At 45.0% G+C, this 26,687-nt stretch carries 25 protein-coding genes and 1 pseudogene; 7 read left to right on the forward strand and 19 right to left on the reverse strand.

Annotated elements, in window-relative coordinates; genetic code table 11:
* Positions 1-3 precede the first annotated feature (3 nt).
* From MKY74_RS34335 to MKY74_RS35795, 3 genes are all read left to right on the forward strand, one after another.
* Positions 4-1,101: a GerAB/ArcD/ProY family transporter gene (locus MKY74_RS34335; RefSeq protein ID WP_076176493.1), complete on the forward strand. Its 1,098-nt coding sequence runs from the start codon at positions 4-6 to the stop codon at positions 1,099-1,101.
* Positions 1,102-2,159: 1,058 nt separating this feature from the next.
* Complete coding sequence (locus MKY74_RS34340; RefSeq protein WP_244169455.1) at positions 2,160-2,483, forward strand: MATE family efflux transporter; 324 nt, start codon at positions 2,160-2,162, stop codon at positions 2,481-2,483.
* A gap of 55 nt (positions 2,484-2,538) precedes the next feature.
* On the forward strand, positions 2,539-2,796 hold the full coding sequence (locus tag MKY74_RS35795; protein WP_076176497.1) for a ClbS/DfsB family four-helix bundle protein: 258 nt from the start codon (positions 2,539-2,541) through the stop codon (positions 2,794-2,796).
* 570 nt (positions 2,797-3,366) lie between these two features.
* Here the strand turns inward: MKY74_RS35795 and MKY74_RS34345 are convergent.
* Positions 3,367-4,560 carry an MFS transporter gene (locus tag MKY74_RS34345; protein WP_076176499.1) on the reverse strand — a complete coding sequence of 398 codons (1,194 nt, stop codon included), beginning with the start codon at positions 4,558-4,560 and terminating at the stop codon, positions 3,367-3,369.
* Between the two features lie 314 nt (positions 4,561-4,874).
* On the opposite strand from MKY74_RS34345, the gene MKY74_RS34350 reads away from it, so the two are divergent.
* Positions 4,875-5,258 carry a winged helix-turn-helix transcriptional regulator gene (locus MKY74_RS34350; protein ID WP_076176501.1) on the forward strand — a complete coding sequence of 128 codons (384 nt, stop codon included), beginning with the start codon at positions 4,875-4,877 and terminating at the stop codon, positions 5,256-5,258.
* Positions 5,259-5,807: 549 nt separating this feature from the next.
* On the opposite strand, the pseudogene MKY74_RS34355 reads toward MKY74_RS34350, so the two are convergent.
* A pseudogene (locus tag MKY74_RS34355) lies at positions 5,808-5,903 on the reverse strand (zf-TFIIB domain-containing protein); the annotation flags it as partial.
* A gap of 258 nt (positions 5,904-6,161) precedes the next feature.
* Between MKY74_RS34355 and MKY74_RS34360 the strand changes: the two are divergent.
* A complete protein-coding gene (locus MKY74_RS34360; protein WP_084204255.1) occupies positions 6,162-6,557 on the forward strand; it encodes a MarR family transcriptional regulator in 396 nt (131 codons plus the stop codon).
* 103 nt (positions 6,558-6,660) lie between these two features.
* On the forward strand, positions 6,661-8,061 hold the full coding sequence (locus tag MKY74_RS34365) for an MDR family MFS transporter (protein ID WP_244169456.1): 1,401 nt from the start codon (positions 6,661-6,663) through the stop codon (positions 8,059-8,061).
* A 501-nt stretch (positions 8,062-8,562) separates the two neighbouring features.
* Here the strand turns inward: MKY74_RS34365 and MKY74_RS34370 are convergent.
* Complete coding sequence (locus MKY74_RS34370; RefSeq protein WP_144025541.1) at positions 8,563-9,114, reverse strand: SDR family NAD(P)-dependent oxidoreductase; 552 nt, start codon at positions 9,112-9,114, stop codon at positions 8,563-8,565.
* A gap of 2 nt (positions 9,115-9,116) precedes the next feature.
* Positions 9,117-9,497, reverse strand: a complete 381-nt coding sequence (locus MKY74_RS34375) for a MerR family transcriptional regulator (protein ID WP_076176507.1) — start codon at positions 9,495-9,497, stop codon at positions 9,117-9,119.
* 210 nt (positions 9,498-9,707) lie between these two features.
* Here MKY74_RS34375 and MKY74_RS34380 point away from each other — a divergent pair, with 210 nt between their 5' ends.
* The gene (locus MKY74_RS34380) at positions 9,708-10,811 is read left to right on the forward strand and encodes a GerAB/ArcD/ProY family transporter (protein ID WP_076176509.1); all 1,104 of its coding nucleotides are present in this window, start codon (positions 9,708-9,710) and stop codon (positions 10,809-10,811) included.
* Here MKY74_RS34380 and MKY74_RS34385 read toward each other — a convergent pair.
* From MKY74_RS34385 to MKY74_RS34455, 15 genes are all read right to left on the reverse strand, one after another.
* The gene (locus tag MKY74_RS34385) at positions 10,797-11,027 is read right to left on the reverse strand and encodes a hypothetical protein (RefSeq protein ID WP_076176511.1); all 231 of its coding nucleotides are present in this window, start codon (positions 11,025-11,027) and stop codon (positions 10,797-10,799) included. The genes MKY74_RS34380 and MKY74_RS34385 overlap by 15 nt on opposite strands.
* The gene (locus MKY74_RS34390) at positions 11,024-12,187 is read right to left on the reverse strand and encodes a Ger(x)C family spore germination protein (protein WP_076176513.1); all 1,164 of its coding nucleotides are present in this window, start codon (positions 12,185-12,187) and stop codon (positions 11,024-11,026) included. The genes MKY74_RS34385 and MKY74_RS34390 overlap by 4 nt, the downstream gene beginning before the upstream one ends.
* A gap of 37 nt (positions 12,188-12,224) precedes the next feature.
* On the reverse strand, positions 12,225-13,805 hold the full coding sequence (locus MKY74_RS34395) for a spore germination protein (protein WP_076176515.1): 1,581 nt from the start codon (positions 13,803-13,805) through the stop codon (positions 12,225-12,227).
* Between the two features lie 187 nt (positions 13,806-13,992).
* Positions 13,993-15,159 (reverse strand): iron-containing alcohol dehydrogenase, encoded by a 1,167-nt coding sequence (locus MKY74_RS34400; protein WP_076176517.1) that lies wholly within the window; start codon positions 15,157-15,159, stop codon positions 13,993-13,995.
* 256 nt (positions 15,160-15,415) lie between these two features.
* Positions 15,416-15,661, reverse strand: a complete 246-nt coding sequence (locus MKY74_RS34405; protein WP_076176519.1) for a tautomerase family protein — start codon at positions 15,659-15,661, stop codon at positions 15,416-15,418.
* 58 nt (positions 15,662-15,719) lie between these two features.
* Positions 15,720-16,457 (reverse strand): SDR family NAD(P)-dependent oxidoreductase, encoded by a 738-nt coding sequence (locus tag MKY74_RS34410; protein WP_076176521.1) that lies wholly within the window; start codon positions 16,455-16,457, stop codon positions 15,720-15,722.
* Positions 16,458-16,627: 170 nt separating this feature from the next.
* Positions 16,628-17,167 carry an NAD(P)H-dependent oxidoreductase gene (locus tag MKY74_RS34415; RefSeq protein ID WP_076176523.1) on the reverse strand — a complete coding sequence of 180 codons (540 nt, stop codon included), beginning with the start codon at positions 17,165-17,167 and terminating at the stop codon, positions 16,628-16,630.
* Positions 17,164-17,517 carry an NIPSNAP family protein gene (locus MKY74_RS34420; RefSeq protein WP_076176526.1) on the reverse strand — a complete coding sequence of 118 codons (354 nt, stop codon included), beginning with the start codon at positions 17,515-17,517 and terminating at the stop codon, positions 17,164-17,166. Before MKY74_RS34420 ends, MKY74_RS34415 begins: the two co-directional genes overlap by 4 nt.
* 206 nt (positions 17,518-17,723) lie before the next feature.
* Positions 17,724-18,293 (reverse strand): TetR/AcrR family transcriptional regulator, encoded by a 570-nt coding sequence (locus tag MKY74_RS34425; RefSeq protein ID WP_076176546.1) that lies wholly within the window; start codon positions 18,291-18,293, stop codon positions 17,724-17,726.
* 484 nt (positions 18,294-18,777) lie between these two features.
* A complete protein-coding gene (locus MKY74_RS34430) occupies positions 18,778-19,242 on the reverse strand; it encodes a phage tail protein (protein WP_076176527.1) in 465 nt (154 codons plus the stop codon).
* Positions 19,243-19,324: 82 nt separating this feature from the next.
* A complete protein-coding gene (locus MKY74_RS34435) occupies positions 19,325-19,804 on the reverse strand; it encodes a GyrI-like domain-containing protein (protein WP_076176528.1) in 480 nt (159 codons plus the stop codon).
* Positions 19,805-20,427: 623 nt separating this feature from the next.
* Positions 20,428-20,649 carry a hypothetical protein gene (locus tag MKY74_RS34440; protein ID WP_076176530.1) on the reverse strand — a complete coding sequence of 74 codons (222 nt, stop codon included), beginning with the start codon at positions 20,647-20,649 and terminating at the stop codon, positions 20,428-20,430.
* Positions 20,650-21,271: 622 nt separating this feature from the next.
* Positions 21,272-23,989 carry a glycosyl hydrolase family 95 catalytic domain-containing protein gene (locus tag MKY74_RS34445; RefSeq protein ID WP_076176533.1) on the reverse strand — a complete coding sequence of 906 codons (2,718 nt, stop codon included), beginning with the start codon at positions 23,987-23,989 and terminating at the stop codon, positions 21,272-21,274.
* 187 nt (positions 23,990-24,176) lie between these two features.
* Entirely contained in the window at positions 24,177-24,938 is a 762-nt protein-coding gene (locus MKY74_RS34450) for a response regulator transcription factor (protein ID WP_076176535.1), read from the reverse strand.
* Positions 24,916-26,670 (reverse strand): cache domain-containing sensor histidine kinase, encoded by a 1,755-nt coding sequence (locus MKY74_RS34455; protein ID WP_076176537.1) that lies wholly within the window; start codon positions 26,668-26,670, stop codon positions 24,916-24,918. The genes MKY74_RS34450 and MKY74_RS34455 overlap by 23 nt, the downstream gene beginning before the upstream one ends.
* Between the last annotated feature and the right edge of the window lie 17 nt (positions 26,671-26,687).

Raw genomic sequence — 26,687 nt, forward strand, 5'->3', positions numbered from 1 at the left:
CAGATGGTGGATAAAGGAAAAGTATTCCAGGGACAATTGGCGTTTATGCTTTATTCCCTGATGGCCTATGACGGGCTGCTGCTGATTCCCAAAATTGCGGGTGAGAAGGCGGGGCGGGACTTGTGGTTGTCACCCGTATGGTCACATTTGACCGGCATTATGATGGTGCTGGCCATGCTGCGACTCAGTCGGATGTTCCCGGAAGAATCCATTATCGTTTACAGCAAACGTATTTTGGGAAAATGGCTGGGTATAGTGGCAGGGTTTATCGTCGTGTTTTATGCGGTCTACCTGACCAGCGTGATCTTGCGGATATACAGCAACTTCATTACTTCCGTATTTTTAGAAAATACCCCCTCGGTAGTTGTCTCCGGCGGGATTATGTTCCTTGTAGCCTATACGGCCCGGGGCGGCGTCGAGGTTCTTGGTCGGTTGGCACAGTTGTTTATACCGGCTACGGTCGGTTTGTTTGTCATACTGAGCATCCTTACGATCCCCGAGTGGGAGGTATCGAATGCATTGCCGATCATGGGAAAAGGCCCTGTACCTTCGCTTAAAGGAGCCACCGTTCCGTTTACCTGGTTTGCCGGGTATCTTTTGCTTGGGCTGTATTATCCATTATTATCGAATAAGCGGAAGATAGCGCTGTTCGTTATGGCTGCCTGGTTTGGAGAAATGATTACTCTGGCAGCTTCCGGACTTGTATCCGTTTTTCTTTTTGGCGAATATACGGATACTTTGAACTACCCATTTATCGAAGTCGTCCGTTATATAGTTCTTGGTGAATTCTTTCAGCACATAGATGCCCTGCTACTTGCTGTATGGCTGCCCGGCACGTTTATTGAACTGGCAACCTATCATTACGCGGCGGTAGTGGGATTGAGCGAATGGGTTGGTCTCAAAGATTATAAGGCGCTCGCTTTTCCGCTTGGTTTTCTGGCTTTGGTTGTAAGTTCTTGGGGCATTTCCAGCGATATTGATTTTGAACGTTATTTAGCGACAAGTCACATCTGGTTCGACTTCTCAGTGCTTGTGTTCGGTCTGCTTCTCTTTCTTGTGGCATGGATCCGTAGAAAGCTGGGGGCTTTGAAAGCGAAATAAAGCTTATTTCAAGAAAATTCTCGCTAGGCTTTGTGAAAATCGAAACGAGACTCCAAACAAATCGGCCGTGGTGTCAGTACAAGTGTTACATATAACAGGATTTTATCATATTCGATCTCATGTAAATCAGGTGGATTCGGACAGCGGCGGATATGGAGGCGGAATTCCAGGTACGACCATGATTTTCGATGAACGTGGAGATGGATCCGTTCGAGCGAATGCCTAGACATTTCACAATCAAGCCGTACCTCATTTCGTTATGAAACACGCAAGAAGGTTTTCATTTCCGGAGCTAGAGATAACGGTGCCTGTCGATCAATAACGAAGTTATACAATTCATTCACTGCTTTCTCATTCAAAACATCTACCAATATTCAAAAAAGTAATATATTAAGTGTTCAAGAAGGGATTTACATATCAAAAGCCAAAAGCTGGTGATCGGGGAAGATAAGGCATTTGTATACCAGAAACCAATGATTCGCTGCCAGGTTAAAATTAGTAACTGGTACAAATCGGGGCTCCTCGCGATCCAGTCTGCACCCAGTTTATAGTTTAGCCAAGCACCGCAACCACCGCTCGGAGCTGGGACGCCTGATGAGTCCGGACCGGAACTTACTGCCCTCGTTCGGGATTTTTACGCCACACTCGAACATGCACTTCGCACTGTGTGACGCGCGCCGGCCATGGCAATAAGGTAACGGAGAATGTGCCTACTTATCCTGTGTAAGAGATGGTGCAAGTAAAGAGACTGATTGCCCATTATGGACAGGATTAGCGAATAATTTTCAGGAAAAATCAATCTAAAATATCCAAAATTAAACATATAATAATCAGCGTTGCCGGATTAATGGCAGCGCTTATTTGCGGTGGTCTATTTTTTTCATGTATCTCGGCTGTTCCCTATGTTTTGTTGGAAAATGCTGATCAAGTCTGTTGTTACCTTAGATTATCCATTTAATTACATTAGCCTGTACTTGGTGACAGCGACGCTGGTATTATCCCTAGTAGGCCAGAGCTTGGGAGCAAATCGTCGAGCAGATGCCTACTGATATGGTTTGTTGACGACAGGTATCGCAGTTATTTTTATGTCCCTCATCGGTGTGCTGTTGTTTATATTTTCACCTTTAGCCGCGACATGGTTCACTGGTCAAGTTGATATCATCGACATGGTAACGACTGCGCTTGAGATCGATGCCTTTGCGCAACCGTTTTTAGCTGTAGTCTTGGTTCTGACAGGTGCTTTGCACGGTGCTGGGGATACCAAAAGCCCAATGTACAGCACAACCATTGGTATGTGGCTGTTTCGTGTCGTAGGAGTTTATGTATATATTGAGGAATGGGTATTGCAGGAGTATGGCTTTGGACGGCTATTGATCTTCTGATACGTGCCGTTTGTTTACTTTTCAGGTTTAAACGAATGGTAGGAAAAGGCGTTTTTTGCAGTGGATATCGATATCTGAACAAGGGGCAATTCCTGAAACACCTGCCCCGGGATATACGTGGGAGCAGATCCATCAACTCAATGAAGAGTCTTATCAACAGTATAAAGATGTTAAATATCAATATGCTCTTCGACAATTTCGAAAGTCTTACTTAGACATAATTAATTACATAAACAAACTTGATGAGGAAGAGCTAAACAATCCGAAGTTGCATCCCTTCACTAATAGGCAACCTATATGGGTGGACATTTAGTGGGATTAAATTACTATATGGCTATCGAGGGCCAGATTGAAAAAGAAATTATGGTGATTTTAGGTACGAGACCCGAGGCGATAAAAATGTGCTTAGTGGTACTAAAACTAAAAACATCCAGAATGGTTCGAGACTAAAGTTGTAGTAACAGGAGCTTTTACGGCAGCCTTTTAAGCCTGATAATAAACCGGGCTTTTGTCTGCTTATTTTATTCTGTGGATTTTTATTAGCGAACCCCCGTTCCTTTGATGAAATCATTTCACCGTGCAAATCTTCCTTTTTAAGATTCTTAGATAAGGCTGGCAGTGTCGCAGCTGTGGACTTTTCCTACCGCAGCTGTCCGGAGTTCTAGAATTTGCTGATTCGTCGGCAGCTACCAGATGGAATAATATGAAGAGACTACCGACTAGTTGATTTCGACAGCCACTTCATATTACCTATTGAACTTACGTTTCCCGTTTGGTTCAGACACTCATGTGGTGAGCGCCCAACTGATTTCAAACATGAGTGGTATCAGAAAACGCAGCACATTAATCCAACTGTCCGCAAACGCGTCCCGGCTCGCGCTGGTCAGCGATCGGACCGGAACGCCACACGTCGGCCAAAACCAACCGCGATTAGTGCTATAACTGAGAGAAGGATCATCCCCAAGGGGAGTGTCCATGCCCCAATGCCTTCAACGAGGACCGCGCCTAGTGCACTTCCTGCGAAAATCGCTAGGTTGAAGGATGTGGTGACCAAGGATATGGCCGCGTCGGCATTCTCGCCTGCGGTATTTCCCGTGGCGGTTTGGAGCTGTGTCGCCGAGCCGCCGAAGGCGAGGCCCCACAAGATGATGGCGAGGACAGCGAACGGCATGGACTCCTGTGTGGCAATAAGGATCGCACCGACGACGATGAACAGACTTACGCTGGCCAGAGTAAGGCGGCGAAGCATGCGGTCGACCAGCATGCCAGTAATCCAGATACCACCAATCGCAGCGATACCGAAGACGACAAGCGCAATATCGGGCCTTAGATCTAGGTGCGCTTGCTGCAGGTATGAGGCGATGTAGGTGTAGAGCAGGTTGTGCGCGAGCATCCATACGAAGACGACCGCGAGGATGGTCGCCAGGCCTGGAATACGCAGCACTTTCAGGAACGAGATACGTTTCTGTGCCTGCTGACCTGGAGCGTCGGGGACAAGGATCAGTGCACAGACGAGAATGACAGCGATAAACAGGGACATCGCGGCGAACGTCCATCGCCATCCGACCATCGTACCGATCCAGGTGCCCAGAGGAGTTCCTGCAGCAAGCGCGACAGGAGTACCGGACATGGCGATGGCCAGTGCGCGTCCGGCACGTTCCGGTGCCGTGATGCGCATTGCGTATCCTGCGAGCATGCCCCACAGCAAACCGGAGAATGCTCCCGCGATAAACCGGACGACGAGGGCGACGGCGAGATTGGGCGCAAGCGCGGTGACCGTGTTCGCGACGAGGAACCCGAGCAACCCGATGCACAGCAGCGGCTTCCGTCGAGCTCCGCGGGTCAGCATGATGGCAGGAATCGCCGCGAGAACCGTTCCGATGGCATAAGCGCTGACAAGCTGGCCTGCCGAGCCTTCAGATACGCCGATCCCGCGAGCGATTTGTGGGAGAAGTCCGGCCGGCATCGTCTCGGTCATGATCACGATGAAAACGGTGCAGGCCATTATGATCAGTGCCGGGAGAGGGAGCCGTGCGGCTGTTCGAGTGGGCGCTGGGGTGGCGATATTAGTAGTCATAGGGGATGCCTCCTTAAATTATAGAACGATCAAACCAATAGGTTTTTTTTATTAAAAGGAAAAGATTACGGTATAGTCCGCAAGCTTTTTCTTCTTTGCGGATGACCTCCTGATTGAATCGACAGCACGAACAGAATAACCTGCAGTTCAGTAGTATACCTTCTATCTGAATTTCATCGGCATGATCAAACCATCCTTTCCAAATCATAGTGTTGTTGTTGCCACTAAATAATATGGTGTATACTGAGATTTGAAAAGTACGCATAATTTTAATATATAGTATTAAAAATTATACTATTGGAGGTGTAGCTGCTTTGGGAAATCGAAGGAACAAGAACTGCACGACTCCGAGCGTGGAAGGGTGTCCTGTAGAAACAACTTTGGATGTCATAGGAGGAAAGTGGAAAGGAATCATTCTTTATCATCTGATCGAAGGTCCGAAAAGATTTAACGAATTCCGCCGCCTTTATCCGCATATAACGCAATTTATGCTTACACTGCAGCTCCGTGAGCTTGAACGTGACGGCATTATTCACCGAGAAGTTTATAAACAGGTTCCACCTAAGGTGGAATATTCACTAACAGAATTTGGAAGAACGTTGGAACAGATTATTTTGTCCATGAGGGATTGGGGAGATACTTATAGAGAAAGGCTTGATGATGTTCGAGTAATATCACAGCAAGAGGAAGAGATTTGAAGTAATCTGATGGCCACTCTTTTTTAAGAGTGGCCTAGATTTGTTGTAAACTGCATGTCGTATGCGAAAGAGAAAACAGCATAGTAGCTACTGTATCGGGAGAAGAAGACGTAATTGGACGTGAGGGGGACAGAACCGAAAGAAGAAAAAAGGAGATATTTAAACTGGTACCCATAGATTGGACATTTTGAAAAAAAGGTGTCTGGACTAAGGGTACTTTTTGTATACTGGAAGATACATCGGAGGGGATGACATGAGCAAAAAACAAGCCAATAGAGCAAGTAATATTTATGTGAGTTAATTGTAAAAAAAGGTTCCCGTTAAGTGAACTTAGCAGTTGTCGAGAGACAACTGCTCCTTTTTAACTTACTTATTTGACATAACCATTCCTGCTTGGTAACGTTCTGATATTTTTCCCACTACACTATAACTACTCAGTATGGTGAGAATAATTTCCGCTAATGCTAAGCGTATAAAACATGTTGCCCTTGCCACTGATAAATAAATGAAAAGCTCATGTTAGATTTCAGAAATAGAGATATTATTCATCGTTTGATGACGACAATTTGTACATTCGTATAGTGGAAGTCTGCGTGTTTTGATCTCATTAGCCTTGTGATGCTGACATTTGGGACAGTGAAACCCTTCTCTTGGCGATTCGTGGCACGGCTATACATTGGGTTTACGCTCACCCCACAGCGGGTCGCTTTTGACGTCATCGTCACCAGATTTGGTTTATCAAAAACAGTTGACAAAAGATTTCCCGGATGATATTAATTATATTATCCTTTTGTATATTCGCTATACTGTAAAGCAACTAAACTAGATGAGGGGGTAATCGAAATAAACGATTATACGAAGTTTATCACACTTTTCGAACGGGTGATTAGTAAATACAACCGGATGGATAATAAGCAGCGCTCCTATGGGACAGACGCCTTATTGTCCAGAGCGGAAATTCATACAATTGCAGCTGTGGGGGATAAACCGGGAATCAATATTACTGCACTGGCTGATATTTTAGGCATTACCAAAGGTGCTGCTTCACAAATGATTTACAAACTGGTGGAAAAGGGTACGGTTGAAAAAAAAGTATCTCCCGATTCAGACACGGAGGTCGTTTTGAACCTTACGGATGAGGGGCAGAAAAATTACGTTGGGCACATTGAATACCATAAACAAGCGATTGATGGATCGTTAAAGGCGCTAAGGGATATGCCAGAATCCTCCTACACAGACATGATTGAGTTTTTTTCTGAAATGGAAAAGATAATAGATAAAAAACTGAAAGAAACATGAGTCTTTTTTAACGAAAAGAGCTGTCTTTACGACAGCATTTTATTTGATCTTTTTGTTTAGTTTCTATACAGTATTGCAACTAATATAATAAGGAGGATTTATTATGAGTAAGAAGGAACAAGCCGCGGCACTTGAGCCGATTCCCAAAAGTATCATGAATGTTGCTTGGATTTTAGTGCTTGGAGCAATTATGCCGCTGCTTGACTCAACAATGGTCAACATCGCCATCCAGGATTTAAGTGTCGATTTCAATGTCGGACTTGACTTCATTCAATGGGCAATTACGGGTTTCGCGTTAGCTATGGCGATTTCAGTACCGCTTGTCGGTTGGATGGTTCAGCGTTTCAACGGCAAATGGTTAATGATTGGCGCAAATATTTTATTCTTAGCGGCTTCGATTGCTTTGGGATTCAGCGGAAGTATTTATGGATTGATTATTTTTCGGATATTTCAAGGTGTAGGCGCCGGATTTATCATGACATTGCTGACTACCTTGGTTGTTGAATTCGCCGGAAGGGAACGAATGGGACGTATAATGTCCACCGTTGCTACCCCAATGGTCTTGGGTCCAATCCTTGGTCCAGTTATCGGGGCTGTGATTGTTGAGTTCTTATCGTGGCGTTACATTTTCTTTGTCAACATTCCCGTTGGCCTTCTTGCCATCACTTTAATGATTATGAAGCTGCCCAATTTCACGCCGGTTAATCGTAAAGCCAAGTTCGACTTTATTGGGATTGCTTTATTGGGCGCCGCCTCAGCCTCGTTGATTTACGGGATTGCTGCGTCTAACAACCGTACGACTATTGGGTTTGTTGTTGCCGGAGCCGCGATGTTAAGCATTTACATGATTTATGCCGCAATCAAAAAGGAACAAACGATTCTCCCGTTGCATTTGTTCAAGTCGAAAAATTTCAGCGCCGCCATGGTTGGTTTGTTCCTTGCGGGAATTGCCACAAATGGCCCTATGTTGTTATTACCTTTGTTTTTCCAAAATGTCAAAGGCTTCTCGGTTTTGAGTGCCGGATTGATTTTGATTCCGCAAGGTATAGGTACATTAGTTGCGCGCCCGTTGATTGGCAGGCTGACCGATAAATTGGGTGCGCGTATTGTTGTCTTAGTATGCTTGGCGCTCGCCATTGTTGGTACGATTCCTTTTGTCTTTTTCAATGAGGAATCTTCACTCATTGTTATGAGTGTCGTCTTGTTTGTACGCGGTATAGGTATCAGCGGCGCCACCATTCCCATGATGACTGACTCATACACCGGTATGGTTAAGCAAGAAATTGCACAAGCTAGTGTCGGAACACGCCTTGTTCAAAATATTGGCGCCGCATTTGGTTCGGCAGTACTTGCAACGGTTGTCAGTCTTTCACTTGCAGGCAACACGCCAACGGTTCCCATTATGACCACTGCTTACCACGATGGTTTCCTGCTAGCCTTAGTCCTTAGCTTGGTAATGCTCGTTCCTGCTTTGTTTTTAACAAACAAAAAATCTGCGAAATAGAGTATTCAATTGAATACAGTTAATAAAATTGGAAGCTAAAACATTGCAATTACAATAAAAGGGCGGGAAACGCCCTAATTTTTGCCGATAAATCCGCTTATGCTTCAACTCGAAACCCAAATAACTGAAACATAGGTAGTCTGGGTGTTGGTGTTATGTTCTGGACTACCTATGTTTTGCTTTTACGTAGCTACGATTTAGAAAATAGTAATCGGCTACCGGGTTAAGAGGAACTTCTTGGAAAGTTGTGTAAACTAAAGGCCATACTGTCGAAGAAACATTAAACAACTCAGCTTTATACTCTAATAAACGGTAGACCGTCATCGAACCTCGCTGTTATAACAGATAGGTTTATGGCTGCCATCCATTTTACGATGGCCATTCGTAAAGCTTTGTCAGCCTGCTAATAGATCGTGGCTGCAGATAAATATATTTTCGTCTCTAATTTGTTGTTAATAATGATAGGCTTCTTATCTTGCTTGTAAAAACTTTTTCACAAAATTAGGATTTTGTACATATGTCCGTGAATCGCAACCAACCGAAGCGGATACCTGTAGAGGAAACAGATACAACTCGGGCGTTTTTCGCCTTCTTCAAGGCGGGCCATAGCATTAACGTCAACTGAAAGTGCCCCAAATGATTAGTTGCAAATTGGGATTCGTAGCCCCGTGCGTCACGCACTAGAGGCGGAGCCATGATACCGGCATTATTGATCAGGATATCCAGCTGTCGTCCAGAGTCCAGAAACCTTTGTGCAAATGCCTCAATTGAAGCAGGTTTGATTAGATCCAACTCTTCTAACTCAACTCTAGGGATGCCTGCAACCGATGTGAGAGCTTTCTCAGGTGTACGAGCAGGGACAATGACGGTCGCTCCAGCCTCGGCTAAGGCGCGGGTTGTTTCCAATCCGACCCCTGAATATCCCCCAGTTACAATGACGATTTTTCCATTCAGGTCAAAGCCTTCGAGTACTTCCCGTGCAGTTGTTTGCGACCCAAAGCCCGAATGGATTGGTTTTTGAAGTGTAACTTGATAGTTATTATCTTCTTTCATCTTCATTCTTCTCCTAGTCCTGATTTTTTCATTAGATCTTTAAAATGATCCAGTTTATAATTCACTAATTCCAGTGTTGCCTTTATTTCCACCATTTGCGATTCAATCTCGTGTTTATGCTTATAAAGTAAATCATAACAACTCTCATAATTTTGGGCAGATGCCATCGTCATGTAACGTTTAATTTCCCTGAGCGGCATGCCGGTACGTTTGAGATGTGAAATAAAGATTAGTCGTTCGAGATGGATTGTGCCATATTCCCTCTGTCCGTTTTCCTTACGCTTCGTCGGCGGCAGGAGGCCAATCTTCACATAATACCGTATCGTATCGTAACTAAGTCCTGACTTTTCCGAAATCTCTGCGATGGAAAATGTAGAATCCATCTTATCCCTCCCTTCTAATCTCAGTTAAGCTGTTTCGGATCAACCGCACCTGTATCTTAAAATATGGAGTTTACTCCATGTCAAGAGACTCAACTGCCGTAAAATTAATGGCGAATCATCTATGATCAAGTTCTTGTTCCATTGACGTTTAAATCCTTACTGATGGGTCAATAATTAGAACACCATTCATAGTCAATGGAGGACAAATCCATGCAAGCTACGGAAAAAATAACAGGGAACCAACTTAGCTTTTTATTATTTACGTTTATTATCTCTACGAACTTATTAAGTGTTCCTTCCTTTATGTTCATGTTTGCGAAGCAAGACGCGTGGTTGTCCGCCCTGCTCGCGTCTGTCACAGGTATCATCAGTATTTGGGTGATGATCGAACTTGCGAAACGATATCCAGGAGAGACCATTACTCAGTACAGTTCGAAAATCCTCGGTAAAGGCCTGGGAAAATTAGTGGTCGCCAACTACGTATATTATTGGTTTATTTCTATCTCAACCATTACGATGCAGCATACAGGTTTTATCAGCACGTTACTGCTCCCAAGGAGCCCTGCCCTCATCATTAGTCTGACATTTCTTATCCTATGCGGACTGGCTGCTCATCTGGGTATTGAGGTGATTGCCAGAAGTAACGAGTTTCTTACCGTACTTTTGCTCGTTTTAATAATTCCGCTCTTAATCTTGACTATTTTGGAAGCCAATTACAACGAGATTAAACCGATATTAAACGGCGGGATATATCCTGTTATTCAAGGAGCTATCAGCCCGGCAGGAGGGTTTATGAGTCAGCTCTTTATTTTGGGATGGCTCCTCCCGTATTTAAAGCAACCTAAGATAGCACACAAAGTTTCGTTTATTGCTCTGTCAGGCATTACTTTACTCACGGTAAGTATTGTGATGCTAACGATCATGATCTTTGGTCCATTAACAAGCAAACTGACCTTTTCTTTTTTGAGTGTTGTCCAATACATCGGAATAGAGGGCTCATTCGAGCGGCTGGAGGCTATTGCGGTATCGACGTGGGTAATAGGCTGTTTTGTAAAAGTTGCGGTGTCCATCTTTATTATAGGTCTTTGTGTGAGTCATCTTTTTGAGCTGCGAAATGACCGAAGCTTGATATATCCGCTTACACTGTTATCTCTAATTGGCTCCGTATGGATTTTTAAGAATAGTGCCGAGCTACTCAATTATCTTATCTTCACGTTTCCATTATTGGGTTTCATTAATCAAAGTCTGATCCCTTTATTGCTGCTGATAATCGACTCGATTAGAAGAAAAATGAAGCGATCATTGTTTCAATAAATACTTCCCGATCGGTTCGAGCGGGAATTGACAAGCTAGAATAAAACTCGGCAAGTCAACATGCGCAATCAGCAAGGAACCTATTAGCAAAGAGACGCCTAAAATTCCTCCAAACACCACCATTTCCTTTGTGTCTTTATTTCTCCGCATAGGTTTTATCCGGTAAAAAAACCAAATTACCACAATTAGCACGTAACCAACGATATAAGCAATCAATTGATGATCTCCTTCTCATTTAATTGCAACGGAGGCCCAGCCATTCCAGCACCGCTAATTGACAGTTTCACGTCAACGGTGACGTCCGCTTCAGAAAATTTGCGGTCCCACTGCGCTTGGATGGTTTTCCATTCGTTTGGCTTATTCCTGTAAAGTTCTCGTCCTAAACCAATGGCGTCCGCATCAAATCGCTTTTGAAGCTTAACAATGGCATCTTTGACTTGTCTCTCCGCAGCTCTTTCTAACGACTGTTGTATCAGTGCGATATTTTGTGGCCGATTAACATTGAGAGCCGAATTGTTCTCGAAGAGAGTGCCATTCGCTTTTAATATGATCTTAAATTTAATACGGTCTCCGTTAAAATCGGAAGTGATGGTACGATTAGCATGAGTGACCACCATTCCCACGCTCCCTTTCTCATTTGGTAACTCTGTATTGATTCTGCCATCCTTCATATGATTTCTCGCCCAGTTTAATCCGTTAGTCTCATAACTGTTTAACAGACCGACTAGTTTCAAATTTTTGAACACAGCAGCTCCGGATAGCTTGAATACCGGGATGCTTTGGTTGGCTCCTTCCGTTTCCGCTTCTATAACTCCCATAATTGGATTAATCCCTTGGCTGGATGCTGCTATGAAGAAATCCCGCAAGGTTACGGCAATTTCACTTTGTTGAGTCTCCAACTCTTTGACCGCTTCCATCGGTACTTGGTCAAAGGGGTATTGCGCCTCCAGTACTTTTTTTGCTTCTGCCCCTTTTACAACCATAATATAAGTTTTTAAACGTTGACGCGGATCGTGAGCGAAAACGTCAAGCACATCGTTAATCCCCTTCCGTCCCAGCGATTCGCCGATGAAAATCACGCTGCGATGAGACGTGAATAGTCTACGGGAGCTCTTTTTCTGTATTTTTTCGAATGCATCGCTTACATTCTTGCCGGTGGCAGACAAGACAAAGAACTTATTTGACTTTCCGTCCTTTCCCCCCTCCTGTGAAGAAGTAGGAATGGCTAGTTGCAAGGTCAACAGACTCTCCCCCTTCTCGGTCAAATCGAAGGCCGATCCCGTGATAAAAGCAAGGTCGTTTATTTCTGTTCGATCCCAGCAACCACTAGTAAATAAGATGAGAAGAAGTAGGCAAATTAGCAGCGATGGTTTCATTTTCGTTCCTTTCTCTTTGTCAACGACTTGCGATTAACTAATCGCGCTTACTACGATAGGGAGAAGGTTTTTGTCCAGTCGGCTCACGAATCGGATCATTTATCCCAGTGGCGTGAGGTCTGAACCTCCTCGCCCAGATCGGCGCTCGGATGAGGATATCCTTCAAATTGGTCACTGTAATCGGGCCAAGTGGTGTCAAATAAGGAACACCAAACGAGCGTAATGAAGCGACATGCAGCACGATACATAAAAATCCGAGAACAACCCCATAGAGTCCTAGCGTTCCCGCTAAGAACAGGATCGGAAAGCGCAGCAGCCGTATACCGCTTGCGAAATTAAAACGTGGAATGGCAAAGGTAGCAATCCCCGTTATGGATACGATTATAACGATCGGAGCAGATACAATCCCAGCTTCCACTGCCGCCTGCCCGATCACTAATGCCCCTACGATGCTGATGGCTTGCCCAATTTGCTTCGGCAAACGAATACCGGCTTCCCGAAGCGCTTCAAAGACGATCTCCATCGAGAGTGCTTCAAACATTGCGGGGAAGGGCACTGCTTCTCGAGAAGATGCAATACTCAACACCAAATTTGTAGGAATCATTTCTTGATGGAATGTTGTGATAGCCACGTATAAGGAAGGTGCAAAGATCGCGATAAAAATGAACAAGAAACGAATCCAACGTACAAAAGTGGCTATAGGCCAACGTATGTAATAATCCTCGCTTGCTTGAAGTCCTGTCCAGAACGTCATAGGAACGATTAGTACAAATGGGGTGTTATCAACAAGGATCGCTGCTTTCCCTTCCAAGAGTTCGGCAACAACCACATCAGGGCGTTCCGTACTATGCACTTGAGGAAAAGGTGAGTATGGCAAATCTTCGATAAATTCCTCGATATAACCGGAATCAAGGACACCATCAATTTGAATCCGGCTTACCCTCTTACGGACTTCTTCAATTAAAGAATCCTCGGCAATTCCAACAATATAAGTCATGACGACTTGTGTCTGCGTCAAATCACCGATAATGACGGACTCCATCTTCAACTTTACTGTTTTGAGTCTGCCGCGGATCAAGCCCATGTTCGTTGATATATTTTCAATAAATCCATCCCTGGGTCCCCGAATTACCTGCTCTGAGGAAGGCTCCTCAAGACTTCGATACTTAGCACCATTCGCCCTGACCAGTAATGCCTGGCTGTCTGTATCTGTTAAGACGGCAGCATAACCATCCAAAACATTATGAACGATTTCCTGAACCTGAGATGACAGCTTTGTCGACCCAGCAGATATGATGGATTTCCCAAGAGACGCAGCTCTGGAAAACTTAGACTCAGCCTCTTGTTTATTATCGCTCTCGAACAATGGTTTCAGAATATGATCGTCAATGACCTGCTCGTCTGAGAGACTGGCAAGATATACAACCAGTGACTCTTGTTCTGCATAACTTACTTTTCGGAAGACAATGTCGGAGCAGTTCTTGAATATGTCTTGGAACATCGCCTCATTTTTGTCTAGTGCTGAGGAAAGATCAACACTCTCGAGATCCTCCGGAGACACTTCAGCTATGGGTGGGTGATTCGTTTTTGTTCCTATCCATTTATTGAACCGTTTCACGTCAAATCCCCCCTTAACAAAATCTTGGTATGGGTATATCTTCCCATTTATGGCTTTTTATTATTCGGCCAAAAGAACAAGAAACCATTAGTGGGTAGTTTGTTTCGATTAGAGGGGTGTCGCAATAAACTATTCCTACGAAAAAATAGGGCTGTCTCTCTTTGAGACAGCCCGCCATTTTATGAAGTCATAAAGAGTTTCTCAAAATCTTTTTGACATCTTTATGTGTAAGAGGTACATAGTTGCCTATTCGATCGGCTAGCATAGCTCTTTCCGTCATCAGCTCAATTTCCTTGTCGTCAATTCCATATTGCGATAGCTTTGTAGGCGCACCAATAGATGCCCAAAATTCCCTGAGACATTGGATCGCTTCCGATGCTAATTGAGCATCTGTTTTTCCTGTCGGATCCAGATCGAAGACACGAACACCCAGCTGTGCAACTTTTTCAGGGCGTACGGCCGCGACATGTTCCATCCAATGCGGGGCAATTATCGCGATTCCCCCGCCATGCGGAATATCATGGACAGCGGATACCGCATGTTCGATAAGATGCGTCGACCAATCTGGATTAACGCCCATTCCAGTTAGTCCGTTTAGGGCCAATGTTCCATTTAATAACATGATTTCGCGATATTTGTAATTGTTCAAATCTTCTACGAGCTTAGGCGCTGTCTCGATAACGCTGCGAAGAATCGCTTCACCAATTCTCTCTTGAAGAGGTGCATTGCTCGAAGCATGAAAATACTGTTCGAAGACATGGGCCATAATATCAACGCTGCCGTATATCGTTTGTTCCCGGGGTACAGACAAAGTAAGCTCGGGATCCAGAATACTGAATCTTGGAAGCACATGATTGGAGTTAAAAAACGCTTTCGTTTTCGTTTCCCAATTCGTAATGACGGAATTCCCGTTCATCTCTGATCCTGTTCCCGCGATAGTTATAATTGTGCCAATCGGTACAGAATTAGATGGGGCTTTCGCCTTGTTAGTCACGATATCCCATAAGTCGCCATGGTATGGTACACCTGCGGCAATTGCTTTAGCACAATCAAGAACGCTGCCGCCACCGACTGCAAGAATAAAATCAAGCTGATGATCTCTGATGAGGTTAATCCCTTTATTAACGGTCGTTAGTCGCGGATTCGGTTCAACACCTCCTAACTCAACGATGTAAGCGTCGATTTCTTCCAGTTCTCGAATAACTTTATCGTAAAGGCCAATTTTTTTTATGCTGCCGCCTCCGTACACTAACAGAATACGTTTACCGTAAGCGGTAATTTCTTTTTTTAAATTGCTAATTTGACCTTTTCCAAACAAAATTTTAGTCGGATTATGAAATTCAAAGTTTTCCATATTCGTTTTTACCTCTCTCGAATGAAAGTATACTTCTGAAAGACACGCCTTAAATCCACATAGAAACTGCAGGATTTCTTCAAATCTTATTCGCTTACTTTCTTGCCTTCTTATAATAACTTTCTGTATATAAAAATCTATATATTGCAATGTGTCGATATGTTTGACTGAAATAATGCACTTTTTTCAAATTTTAAGATTTGGGCAGAAAAAATTGATTTTTTCATTTCCCTTCCTGTCTTGCTCTCGCCTGGAATCACTCTTCAGTTGCCTTCTTTGCAGCCACTTTCCCGCGGTACTCCAATACCGGAAGTCCACCCCAACCCCAGTTATCAGTGTCAACTTCTTCAATAATGACGAATGTCGACTCCAGCGGCTTTTTCAGTACGTTAAGCAGCAATTCGCTAACGCCCTTGATGAGTGCTGCTTTCTCTTCGGCTGTCACCGAATCACGGTCAGGCGTTGTGCCCTCTCGTGTGACTTGAATATTTACGATTGGCATGAATAATATTCTCCTTTCGTTTGCGATCAGGTTTTATTGCGGCAACTTCCGGCATAAATTAGCAGCCGGCGCTTTGGCCGCCGTCCACGTGAAGAATTTCGCCCGTTACGAATTTAGCCGACTCCAAGTAAAGCACGGCTTCGACGACTTCTTGTTCCTCACCCATTCGTCCCATCGGATGAAGTTTTGACAAAAATTCATGCGTTTCTGGCGCATGCATCGGCGTTTTGATAACGCCAGGCGACACGGCATTCACACGGATGCCACGTTTCGCATACTCGATTGCTAGTGCTTTCGTTGTGGAGTTCAAGCCGCCCTTTGTCAAGTTTGCAAGCGCGGAAGGAACTTGCTCCGTCGGTGAATCCGTCAGGCTTGTCGTGATGTTGACGACATGGCCCGTACCTTGTTTCAGCATTTGCACAAGCACGCGTTGCGTCAGATGGAAGAAACCGACCACGTTTGTGCCCATGTATCTTGTGAATTCATCTTCAGTGTACTCTGTGAACGGCTTTGCGATGAAGATGCCCGCGTTGTTGATCAAGGTGTCGACGCGGCCGAATTTCTCTAACGCTTCGTCGACGATTTGCTGAGCAACTTTAGTTTCCACGACATCGCCAGCTACGATATGCACGTGCTTGCCTGTCGGGTCGATGTCCTTTGCAGCATCCACTAGCGCTTGTTCACGGCGTCCGTTGATGACGACATTTGCTTCGCGCTTGACTAGTTCTACTGCCATTGCTTTACCAAGCCCACTGCTACCACCAGTAATAATATATACTTTTCCTTGATTGCTCATTATAATCGCTCCAAACTTTTACGTGTATTGTAAAGTCAAGTCTATGTCGGTGCGAACCGCAAACTGAAAGATGATGCGGTGGAAGCCAGCATGCCTTAATTGAATATTTCAGAAAGCTGCGTGAATTCGGCAAGTATTTACCGGATCCATATGGTAAGCGGACATGGGTGTTATGCCTCCGTCATTGGTTTAACCGACATAATATGCTCGACGTATGCATTACTGCTTTGCGCCAAACGCTCCGGCGTCACGTCGGACGTGTCGTTCACTGTGAAGTGTGGCAGGTACACAGCGCTGATGAAACGCGCGCTTGCTTGAATCGGCGCCAAAATTTGCTCGAGCGTTAAACGGTTGGAACCCGAAGGCTGGTAGGATTCCGCTGTGCCGTAAGTCGAAATAGCTACCCCTATTTCTTTGCCGGTTGTCGCTGTCGCTTCCGGACCGTATGCCCAGTTGTATAGCAATACGGCATCGAACCATTTTTTAAGAAGTGGAGGCATGTTGTACCAGTATAGCGGATATTGGAAGATGATACGGTCATGCGCTTCGATGAGCTGCTGTTCGCGCTGAACGTCAATCTTCTCGCTTGGATATTCCTTGTACAGTTCGTGGATTGTGATATCGCCGTTTTTCTTCAGTTCTTCAACCCATGCTTTGTTCCAATTGGATGATTCCAGGCTCGGGTGTGCTACGATTACGAGTATTTTCATTTTATTCTCTCCATTCGATAAGTTGGTTTAGTTTTTTTGAAGAATGATGCATTGTGCATGAAGAAACTTTCCTGTTTCTGAGTTAAAGGACCATTTAGCTCAGAAAGTCGCTTCACTTCGATCCATTCGGGATCGGAGCGGAAACGTTCGTAGTTCACATTGCGCGATTCCATGTCGGGATGCTCGACGACATAATATAGGCGGTTGTTTGCATCATCCGCATCAACCCAAAAATGCTTGATCAACATCCCATGTTTCTCAAACAAGGCAACTACATGCTTGTCGAAACGTTCAATTATTGCCTCCATCTTACCGGGACAAACATCATAAACCCGCATTTCATACAACATCTCATCGCCTCCAATTAAATTCAAACTTTATTGTTAGTTAGTCTACTGCCGACACGTTGTTTTCTATCTATTAAAAGGTAGATAATTATAAAGGAATTTCACCTCCTCCTGTTAGTAAACATAAAACCTTCGGTGATTATATGGCCATTTATTTATTTATCTATCTACTAAAAGATAGATTTAGCTTAAAAATCCCGCTCCACTTTTTAAATAAGAGCGGATATGACGCTTTCGGCGATCATGTTGAACCGACTTGCATCCTTGAAAGTTCTGGCAAGCAGCTGCGCCCCTTGAAGGGAAGCTAAGATTCTATGCGCTTGCTCTTCCGCATTTCCTTCAAAACGAAGATGTCCCTCACTTCTTCCTTGCTCGAGCACCTTCGCTACCCATGCCAAGTTTGCGGTGAAAAACGCACTAAGCTTCTCACGAATCTTCTCCGATAAGGTAGCCAGGTCCGAAGAAAACATTACGCTCAGGCAGGTGCAATACGTATTTACAGGAATGCTGAAGATCATGACATATTTGCGTATTTTCTCTAAGTTGTTCTGCGTCTCGGCGTCGATCTGAGCAATGGCTGCGACGAACTCACTGTGGTACCTGGTTATTAACGCTTCACCTAGATCCTCCTTATTCGGAAAATGGTAGTGAATGCTCGCCGTGCGTATGCCGACCCTTTCTGCAATATGCGCATAGCTGAAGCCATTGAAGCCGAACTCCTGAACTAGCTCTTGAGCAGTATCAAGAATCAACTTAGCGGTGTTTTTGTTGTTGTTCATGAAGCGAATTCTACCCTTTAGTAGGTAGAAAGTCAACATAGCTTTTTGCTCCAAAATTTGGATACTAATTAATATAATACGCTCTTTTCGCATTAATTGTTGCTAAGTATGGGCATCCTGTATATCAGATAGAAAATTTATACAGGGGGCGATAAATAAATGGATTGGCTAAATGTTTACGAAGCTTTCAAGACTTGCCGCAAAGTGAGAAAATGCGGCTGTTTGATGCGATAAAGGATTCCATCTTCCCCGCATGGAAACCCAGTTATAATACTTATCTAATCGGTAATCGGATTATGTTCTTGTCCTTTACAGCAATCGGTACAAGTTCTTGTCTTTTCTTCGGGACAAGAACCTGTACCGATAAACAAAAAAACCGCTAAAATAGCGGCTTCCATTGGGACCATGTTCTATATTTTCATTCGATGTTTATGGAATTACAATGAAAAAAAGCCGCGTCTTTGCGGCTTTTTCAAATGTACTCTTAATACTCTTTTTTTATGACAAAAAACGAGCCCCGGATCGTTCCAGCCAATTTAGACTTCTGCCGGGCAAACTTGAATTTCCCTTCCAGCTCCTTCGGCTCCTCCATCCCGTCCGAAAGCTTAAAACCAACAGCCCGCTTCTTCGGGTCATCCACCGTATACATCACATTGAGCCCCAGACCATCTTCATAAAAGACGTAGGTGAATTGAATATTTTCAACTTGAAATTGCGACGATTCCAATGGCTTGGCTGCAAACTCGAGGTCACGTTCTTCTTTCAAAATCCGGTTTACATAATCAAGAGTCTCCTGACTTTCACTGGCGGGTACGACCCTAAATTCGTGCTTATACTTGTTCATGAAATAACGGGCTTCATTTGCCCGCAGACCAGCAAGCGCAACTGCAACTGGAGAAGACTCAACACCCACGGTAGACACATCTTTAAAATCAACTATATACGACATTTCTATCCCTCCTAAAAGTTTGCGAGCACTACACCTTAGAACCAGCATCGGGCAAACTCGCCTCGGTTATGTCACGTTCTACTTACTTTTTAACTACAGGAATCCACATTTCGCCAAATACGACGCCGTCCCGCTGCCCCATCTCAACCGTTGCATTCGGCCCACCAACATAAGCAAAATCTTTCGCTTCCGGCAGCACTTGACCAAAGGCAACGCCAGCAAGCTGATTGCCCAGTTCATCGGACGTCGCCGCTTCCCCTTTAACTACGAGGTATTCCCCCTGAGGGAATTGGATCATTCTCGTCGCCTCTGGCAGCGATGCATCCGTCATGACGCCGGCATAGTACATCATCTTGTTGTTCACCGCTTCGTTCACGGCAAAAATGTAATCATTGGCGGCGATGGATTTTAACGTGTCAAGTCTTCCATCTTCTTCGACGATCGACCAGAAGTCTGCCTTTTCCTTGTTCATGCCGGCGAAGTCTGTGTAATCGCTCTTCAGTTCCGTTCCAATCCCCAATACGATAAAGCTCTCTTTTTCTTCCAACGTAAATTGTTTCATATTTGATTACCTTCCTTTTTTAAAATTTTGTTCGAATGATTTGTGTTTTCACTTGATGGGTTTATAATAACTTTAAAACGTGTCAAAAAGTGATACTGTTTATAAGACGGCGAAGGATAGTTCAATCTCCAGCTTATACTAGGTTGCCGAAAGGGGATTGGCAGCTTAGTTCGTCTTTGATCATTAACGTAAACAACCGATACGAGAATTATGGGGTTTACTTAGATCATCTAATCGGTAATCGGACTATGTTCTTGTCCATTCCGGCAATCGGTACAAGTTCTTGTCCTCTACTCGAGACAAGAACTTGTACCGATAAAACAAAAAAGCCGCTAAAATAGCGACTTCAAATGGGACTATGTTCTTGTCCCCCGACAAAACTAATTTCGCCTATATTCTATCTCTTATCTCACGAAGAGTTTCTTCAATTCTCTCCATCTTCCTTAACATGAATATTGATTCCCAATAATACCAGCCAGTCAAATTACTAATACAATTATTATTAAGAGAACCATTCTTACCCTCCCATATTTGGATTACTTTCCCTAGACCAATTGTAACATTTACCAAATTATCCTGCTCGTTAGCTTAATGAAAATTGCATGGGAAACATATTTAAATGGTTATCTAATCGGTAATCGGCTCATGTTCTTGTCCTTTTCGGCAATCGGTACAAGTTCTTGTCCTCGACTCGGGACAAGAACTTGTACCGATAAAACAAAAAAGCCGCTATAATAGCGACTTTCAATGGGACTTTGTTCTTGTCCCCCGACAAGAGTTCTTCTTGTTATATGAATCAACATTTTATTTTCCTGCATCATTTGTATCGCGCCAATTCTTTTCATGGCCAAAATGCTGCTTGCTGTTCGGAATCTCCTTCAGGAGTCATACGCTCCAGAAGATACTCGTCAGATTCGTGGACAATCTCAGCTTGCAGAAGTTTGAGACTAACCCAGTTAGAAGATACTTATCTAATCGGTAATCGGACTATGTTCTTGTCCATTACGGCAATCGGTACAAGTTATTGTCCTCGGCTCAGGACAATAACTTGTACCGATAAAACAAAAAAGCCGGTGTGCAATTGTGAAAAAATGGCTCTTTTCGACTTATTTGTTCACCTGCCGGCAGATTCGTATCCATTTACATTTTACCCACGTACTCATATCTTTTGAACGATAGTTCAGTAACACCCTCCAAACACTTTATTCATCGCTCATTCCAATTTACTGAAATATTAGATTCCTTACCCACTATATCATCCGAAGATCCAAAATCCCCTTCATGCGTAAAGTACGCTCATCTGCTAAACGAGAAGGGTTTTGACAGGCAGCCATTCTGGCCGTGGAGAATACTTGCATAGTGTCATTCTTTCCTCATACTTTCCTTCGCCCATTTATTTCCTACTCTAGTCTATCATTACAGGAAGGGATCTTTTAGAGCTATTGTTTCTGGCATCGTATCGCCTGCTTAATCTGTGACTGTAAAAACTACTGTTACGTCCGATCCACTCTGTAGTGTCAGCGGAATGTAGGTGTTCCTGTCATCGTGAATCGCTTCGATTGTAATCCCGTCAACGGTCGCTTTGTTCCATGAAATCCCCGCCATTAAATGAAGCGAGTTGTCGTCTTCCAAAGAACGTAGCGTGACGGTTACGTGTTTGGTGTTCCGATCCCATGCAAGATGCTTGACTTCGACCCGGGTTCTGGCCATTAAGCCCTTGATAGTACCTTTCGACCAGTCGGAGGGCAAAGCTGGAAGTACTTCGATCATGCCGGTATTAGAGAAAAGTAACGCCTCATTCACTGCCGCTACCGTACCAAATAGCGTATCAGTACAGTAAGTATGGCATCTTCTGTTTGTGTCGTGATCGGTCATCAAGGACTCGTAGTAACCATCATTCGTCATCATCGGCAGCAGGGAAGCAACAACGCCATCCCCATTTTTCAATCTGGCCATTACTAAGGCCTTGTGCATCCAGCCGTGTCCCGCTGTGTCATCTTCCGTATTGTACTTATTTCGGTTCTCCAATGCGATCGAGGCGGCTTTGGCTAAATCCGGTTCTGTTTGTGTTTCGTACGCCGGCCAGGCTGGATAGAGGTGGCTTAGGTGGCGGTGATTATTATTTTCCGTGTATTCCTTCATTGCCCACTCCCGCAAGGCGCCGTCCGAATCAAGCTGATATTCCGGCAGCAGCTTTAGCAGCGATTCCCATTTGGCCACTGCCGCTTCGTATCCGTCGCGCTTGAGTGCTTTTTCCAACGCGATGACCATGTGAAGACCGTCGCGAGCAGCTGAGATATCCATCGTCGCATTGGCGGTGATCGTACTATTGTATCCGATCGGGTGGTTCTCTGGTGAATAGGTCGGGATGAGGATGTACTTTTCTCCAGCATTAAGCGTCGTTTTGCCGCTTTGATAGCAAGCGTTGCCGTCAGCATCCGTGTAATATTCTGGCGTACAGATTTGTTCCCAGAAGTTCGCTTGCTTGGTCAGAAGCGGAAGCAAGATATCTCTTTCAAGATCCAAATATCCTCTAAGGAGCACGTCTGCAAATTCCTCGTCGGTCAGCCCTCCATCCTTTATTCCAAGGATCGGCTGGAGATCCTGGATTCTCATGCTCTCGTGAATTGGAATTTGTCGATTGCCATAACACTGCCAGTATTCAAATATCGGCAAAAGACACCAACTCGCACCCGCATTCCAGTACTCGAATGGATAATCATTGTCGTATTCCACATGCATGCCGCGATCGCCGTCCGAGTTGACGGACACTTGCAAGGCGTCGTGCATTCCGTAGGACATCCGTGCGTTATATTCAAAATCCGGCGCGTTTCTTAAGAAAAAGTTGATATAGCCGAGCGCCATTTGTTCGAGATGCCCCGTGTTCATTGCGGCAACCTGCAAGTTCACATTAGCGTCGAGAGTATAAATCCCGCGCCAACCGGGGTTCCATTCCCCGGTCCACATCCCATACAAGCGCGGCGCGCTCGAACCGCCGCAACAGATCATGGCGTAACGCCCTTGATCGTACACCCGTTCCATAAAAGCATGATTGACTCTCCCGTTCTCTACTCTCTGTGCCTGGACGAGAGAACGGTTGTCCGCTGATTTTTCCTCCTCATCACCTTGAATAGCGAGACTAACCGCACTGAACTCCTCGGAATGCTTCGTTGCATGAGACGCTAGGGCAGATTCATAATCGAAAGAACCGCTGCGATCCCTATATTTAATGGCTGCTTCATTTGTTTCTGCGTACAATTCGTCAATGATGCGATATGTCGATAACCCCGCAAAGATGTCGAGCTTGCCCATATCGTCCTTTCTTTTTGACCGGGTAATGAGGTAGACAGCTTCAGCGTTGTTGATTTGGATTGCTGGGTTTTTTTCTGTGCCCACGTTCATCGGCTCGTCTGATTTTTCGAGTAACACTTTCTTTTTCGCACCGCCCACGACAATGACCTGCGTAAGACCTGCATAACCGCCATCGAACAATTCGCTACCCGGATAGGAGGGGTAGTGAACTACCTGTGCGATATATTCGGCGTTTTCATCCACAATCTTTTTGTATTGAAGTGCAGACACTTCGGATACTCCGTCGTACGATCTGGCCATCTTGGATATATCGTCGATGGAGATAATCATATTGATCTTGGAGCCGGTAGAGGATTGGGCGACTCTCGTTATGGAGACGTTATCCGTGCGGGACGTAAACGAAGTACGCTCCCACTGGCCATGCTCGTCTGTATAACGCACGCCGATCTCCGCCGTTTCATGGTTCGTCCACCGCTCATACCCAGATACGTCCCCCGTCTTCATGACATTCAACCGAAGCTGGTGGCCCGGATGGAAACTATACAAAAAGGTTCGGATTCTCGTTGAGCCCTTCGCGTCCGTAATCTTCCATTGATCATTCAAGAGATAAACATTCCTTCTGGCATCGTCTAGCTGTCCTGTCAACTCTCCCGGAATTTCTCTAGGTGCGCTGGAGGGAAAGTTGAACCACATATTTTGAAAAATAAAGCAGTCCCGATACGGCGAGCCGGACGTTATGTAACCGTTCTCGCCATTGCCGCTTACCATACCGTCCCTCCACTCATCGCCCGGATTTAAGATAGGGATCTCTGTATACGTCAGGGAAAAGTTCCCTTTCTTAAACATTTGTCGCTGTTCTGTCGACTCTGTCATCTGAATAACCTCCTCAAGACCGTATAATATTTAACTAATACGAATGTTCTTTCTGCAGTTTCTAACTCGTTCCGCTATAATGATCTCGATATGAGAGCATACGATGTTTCATTTTCGAGCGATCGTGATAGCCATCCCGACTGGCCGTACGTTGTACGACAGCTTCCGAAGCCGATTGAATGGGTAATTAACATTCCTCGTCCTTGCCGTTAGACTCACGATACTCTCCGGGCGTCTGCCCGACGTGTTCACGGAACACCTTATAGAACGTCCGGCTGTTTTCGTACCCAACACAACAAGCGATGTGGTCCATCGACATCTCTCTCATGTCGAGAAGCAGCGCCTTGGCCTTTTCCATTCGGACGCTTCGCAGGTAAGAGATAAAAGTTGTCCCTGTTTCCTTCTTGAAGAGCTGCCCTGCATAGGCAGGATTCAGATTGAGCCAAGTAGCCGCATCTGCAATAGAGATATCCCTTCCATAATTGGCGTGGACGTAATCGGCAAGCATCCGCATTTTTTCGTTCGAATACCAGGCGGAACCTTTGTCCGATTCTTCCTCTCGCTCCTTATTCTTGTCGGTGACGATGTCCGTCGCCATTCTTTTCAGCAGACTGCCCAGCTCGGTTTGATTGATCGGCTTTAACAAATATTCAACGACCCTCAGCCGCAGCGCCTCGCGAGCGTATTCAAACTTATCGTGGCCCGTTAGGATGATAAAATGCCGAACGTTTTTCTTTTGTGCTTCCCGAATGAAGGTAAGCCCGTCCATTTCCGGCATATGAATATCCGTAATTACAAGATCGGGTCGGAAGTAGGCCATTTGCTCCAATGCTTCAACACCGTCGAAAGCAACTGAGATTCTAGTAAAAGGGGTCTTTTCCTGCTCCACCATATCCCGGATGCCTGCCAGTATAATTGGTTCATCATCAATGATCATCAAGTTTAGCATGATCTCGCTCCTCCAGATATAGCTTTAGCGTACAGACGGTCCCTTCTCCGAGTTTGCTCTCTAAGGCCAAACTTGATTGAGGACCGAAGTAAGCCTTGACGCGTTGAAGGACATTGCTGAGTCCAATTCCTTCGGTTTCCGAGATCCCCCCTTCGTCATACCCATTGTTATCCCGCAGCTTTTGTTGCAGCAACCTCATTCGGTCATCCGAGACGCCTGTTCCGTTGTCCGCCACAATGATAATTACGAATTCTCCTTGAACTGCCATACGGATTGAGACAAGCTTCCCCCCTCTCCGTTTGGAAAACCCGTGCAGAATACTATTCTCAACGAGCGGCTGCAGAATGAACCGTGGGCAGGGAATGGAGGTTGCCGCTTCATCCTTTTCCCATTCGATTTGCAGGTCGGGCATTCGAATCTTATGAATAGCTAAATATTGACGAAGGTACTCCCATTCTTCACCGATTGTCGTGTTATCTTTCCGGGACAAGCTGTATCGCATAAGACTGCCGAGAGAGTAAGCCATCTCCGAAACGGTTGAATCGTCGTTGGCTCGGGCCAACATTCGCATCGTCTCCAGCGTATTATAGAGAAAGTGAGGCTGAATTTGTGCCTGAAGCATCTTGAATTCCGCATCTTTTTTCAGTATTTCGACCTTCTGAACTCGATTGACAAGCTCATCTATCCGTGCGATCATCGCGTTGTAATTCGAAATCAGGTATCCGAATTCATCCTTCCCTACAGGTCCCGTATACGAATGTCCAAGCCAATCGGGACCAACCCGCCTCATATGTCTGGATAGAAGCAGCATTCGTTTGGTCAAGGACGACAAAATGGCGTAATAAAGGGTTGATAGCAGGAGCAATAGACCCCCCCCTCCCAAGAGCCACCATTGCTTCACCCTAATCAAGTGAACAAGTGATTCTCGCGGGTTGATCTCAATCACTGTCCATCCAAGCTGTTTTATTGGCGCAGAATTAACAATAAACCGCGCGTTGACATGCTCCTTTTCACCCGCATGAACCCTGCGAGCCGCATCATCTAATGTTTTGAAATTGTTCTCGTTGTCGATGCTGCGGTATATCGTCTGTCCATTTGCGTCGGTAAGAAGAACTGTGTTCCCGGAATGCATGCTTCGGAGAGACTGCACAAAGTCTTCCACAAGGGAGGAATGGACTGAAATCGCGAGAATTCCCAAGTCGTTGCTATACAAATCGTTGTAAATTTTATGATAAAAAACGAGGGACAGCGTTCCGCCGGTTTCTGCTCTCTTCCATAAGCCTGACTTTGGGCTCAATGCACTAAGTTCGGCATCTGTCAGCTCTTTGCGCCCTTCCTCATATGGCTTGAATCCGCTTACGGTTAACATTTTGCGTTGAGTCTTGGGATACACGGTTAGATTATCGACTTGAGCCTCCGCGAGTGACGCGAACGATAAGGCCGGCGAGATATCCTTCAAATAGGAATAAATTAAATCCCTATCGTTCAGCTCATTTCCTCGCAAATAATCGATCAAAGCCGAGTTGTTTTGGTAGATAGAATACAGTGATTCAATTTTCAAGAAGCTGGCGTCCAGGTTCACCGCGAGCTGCTCGATATTCTGTTGATTGGCAAGTTGGTACTGCGTCGTTAACTTCTCGTTCAACTGGGCGTAGACGAAAATAGCGAAAAAAAGAAACGGAATGATGATTAGAAGAATATAACCGACTATCATCTTCGTGCCGATTCGCAAGGTAGAACAACCCCGTT

Source organism: Paenibacillus sp. FSL R5-0378 (genome assembly GCF_038009285.1).
In the GTDB taxonomy this organism is placed as follows: domain Bacteria; phylum Bacillota; class Bacilli; order Paenibacillales; family Paenibacillaceae; genus Paenibacillus_AQ; species Paenibacillus_AQ favisporus.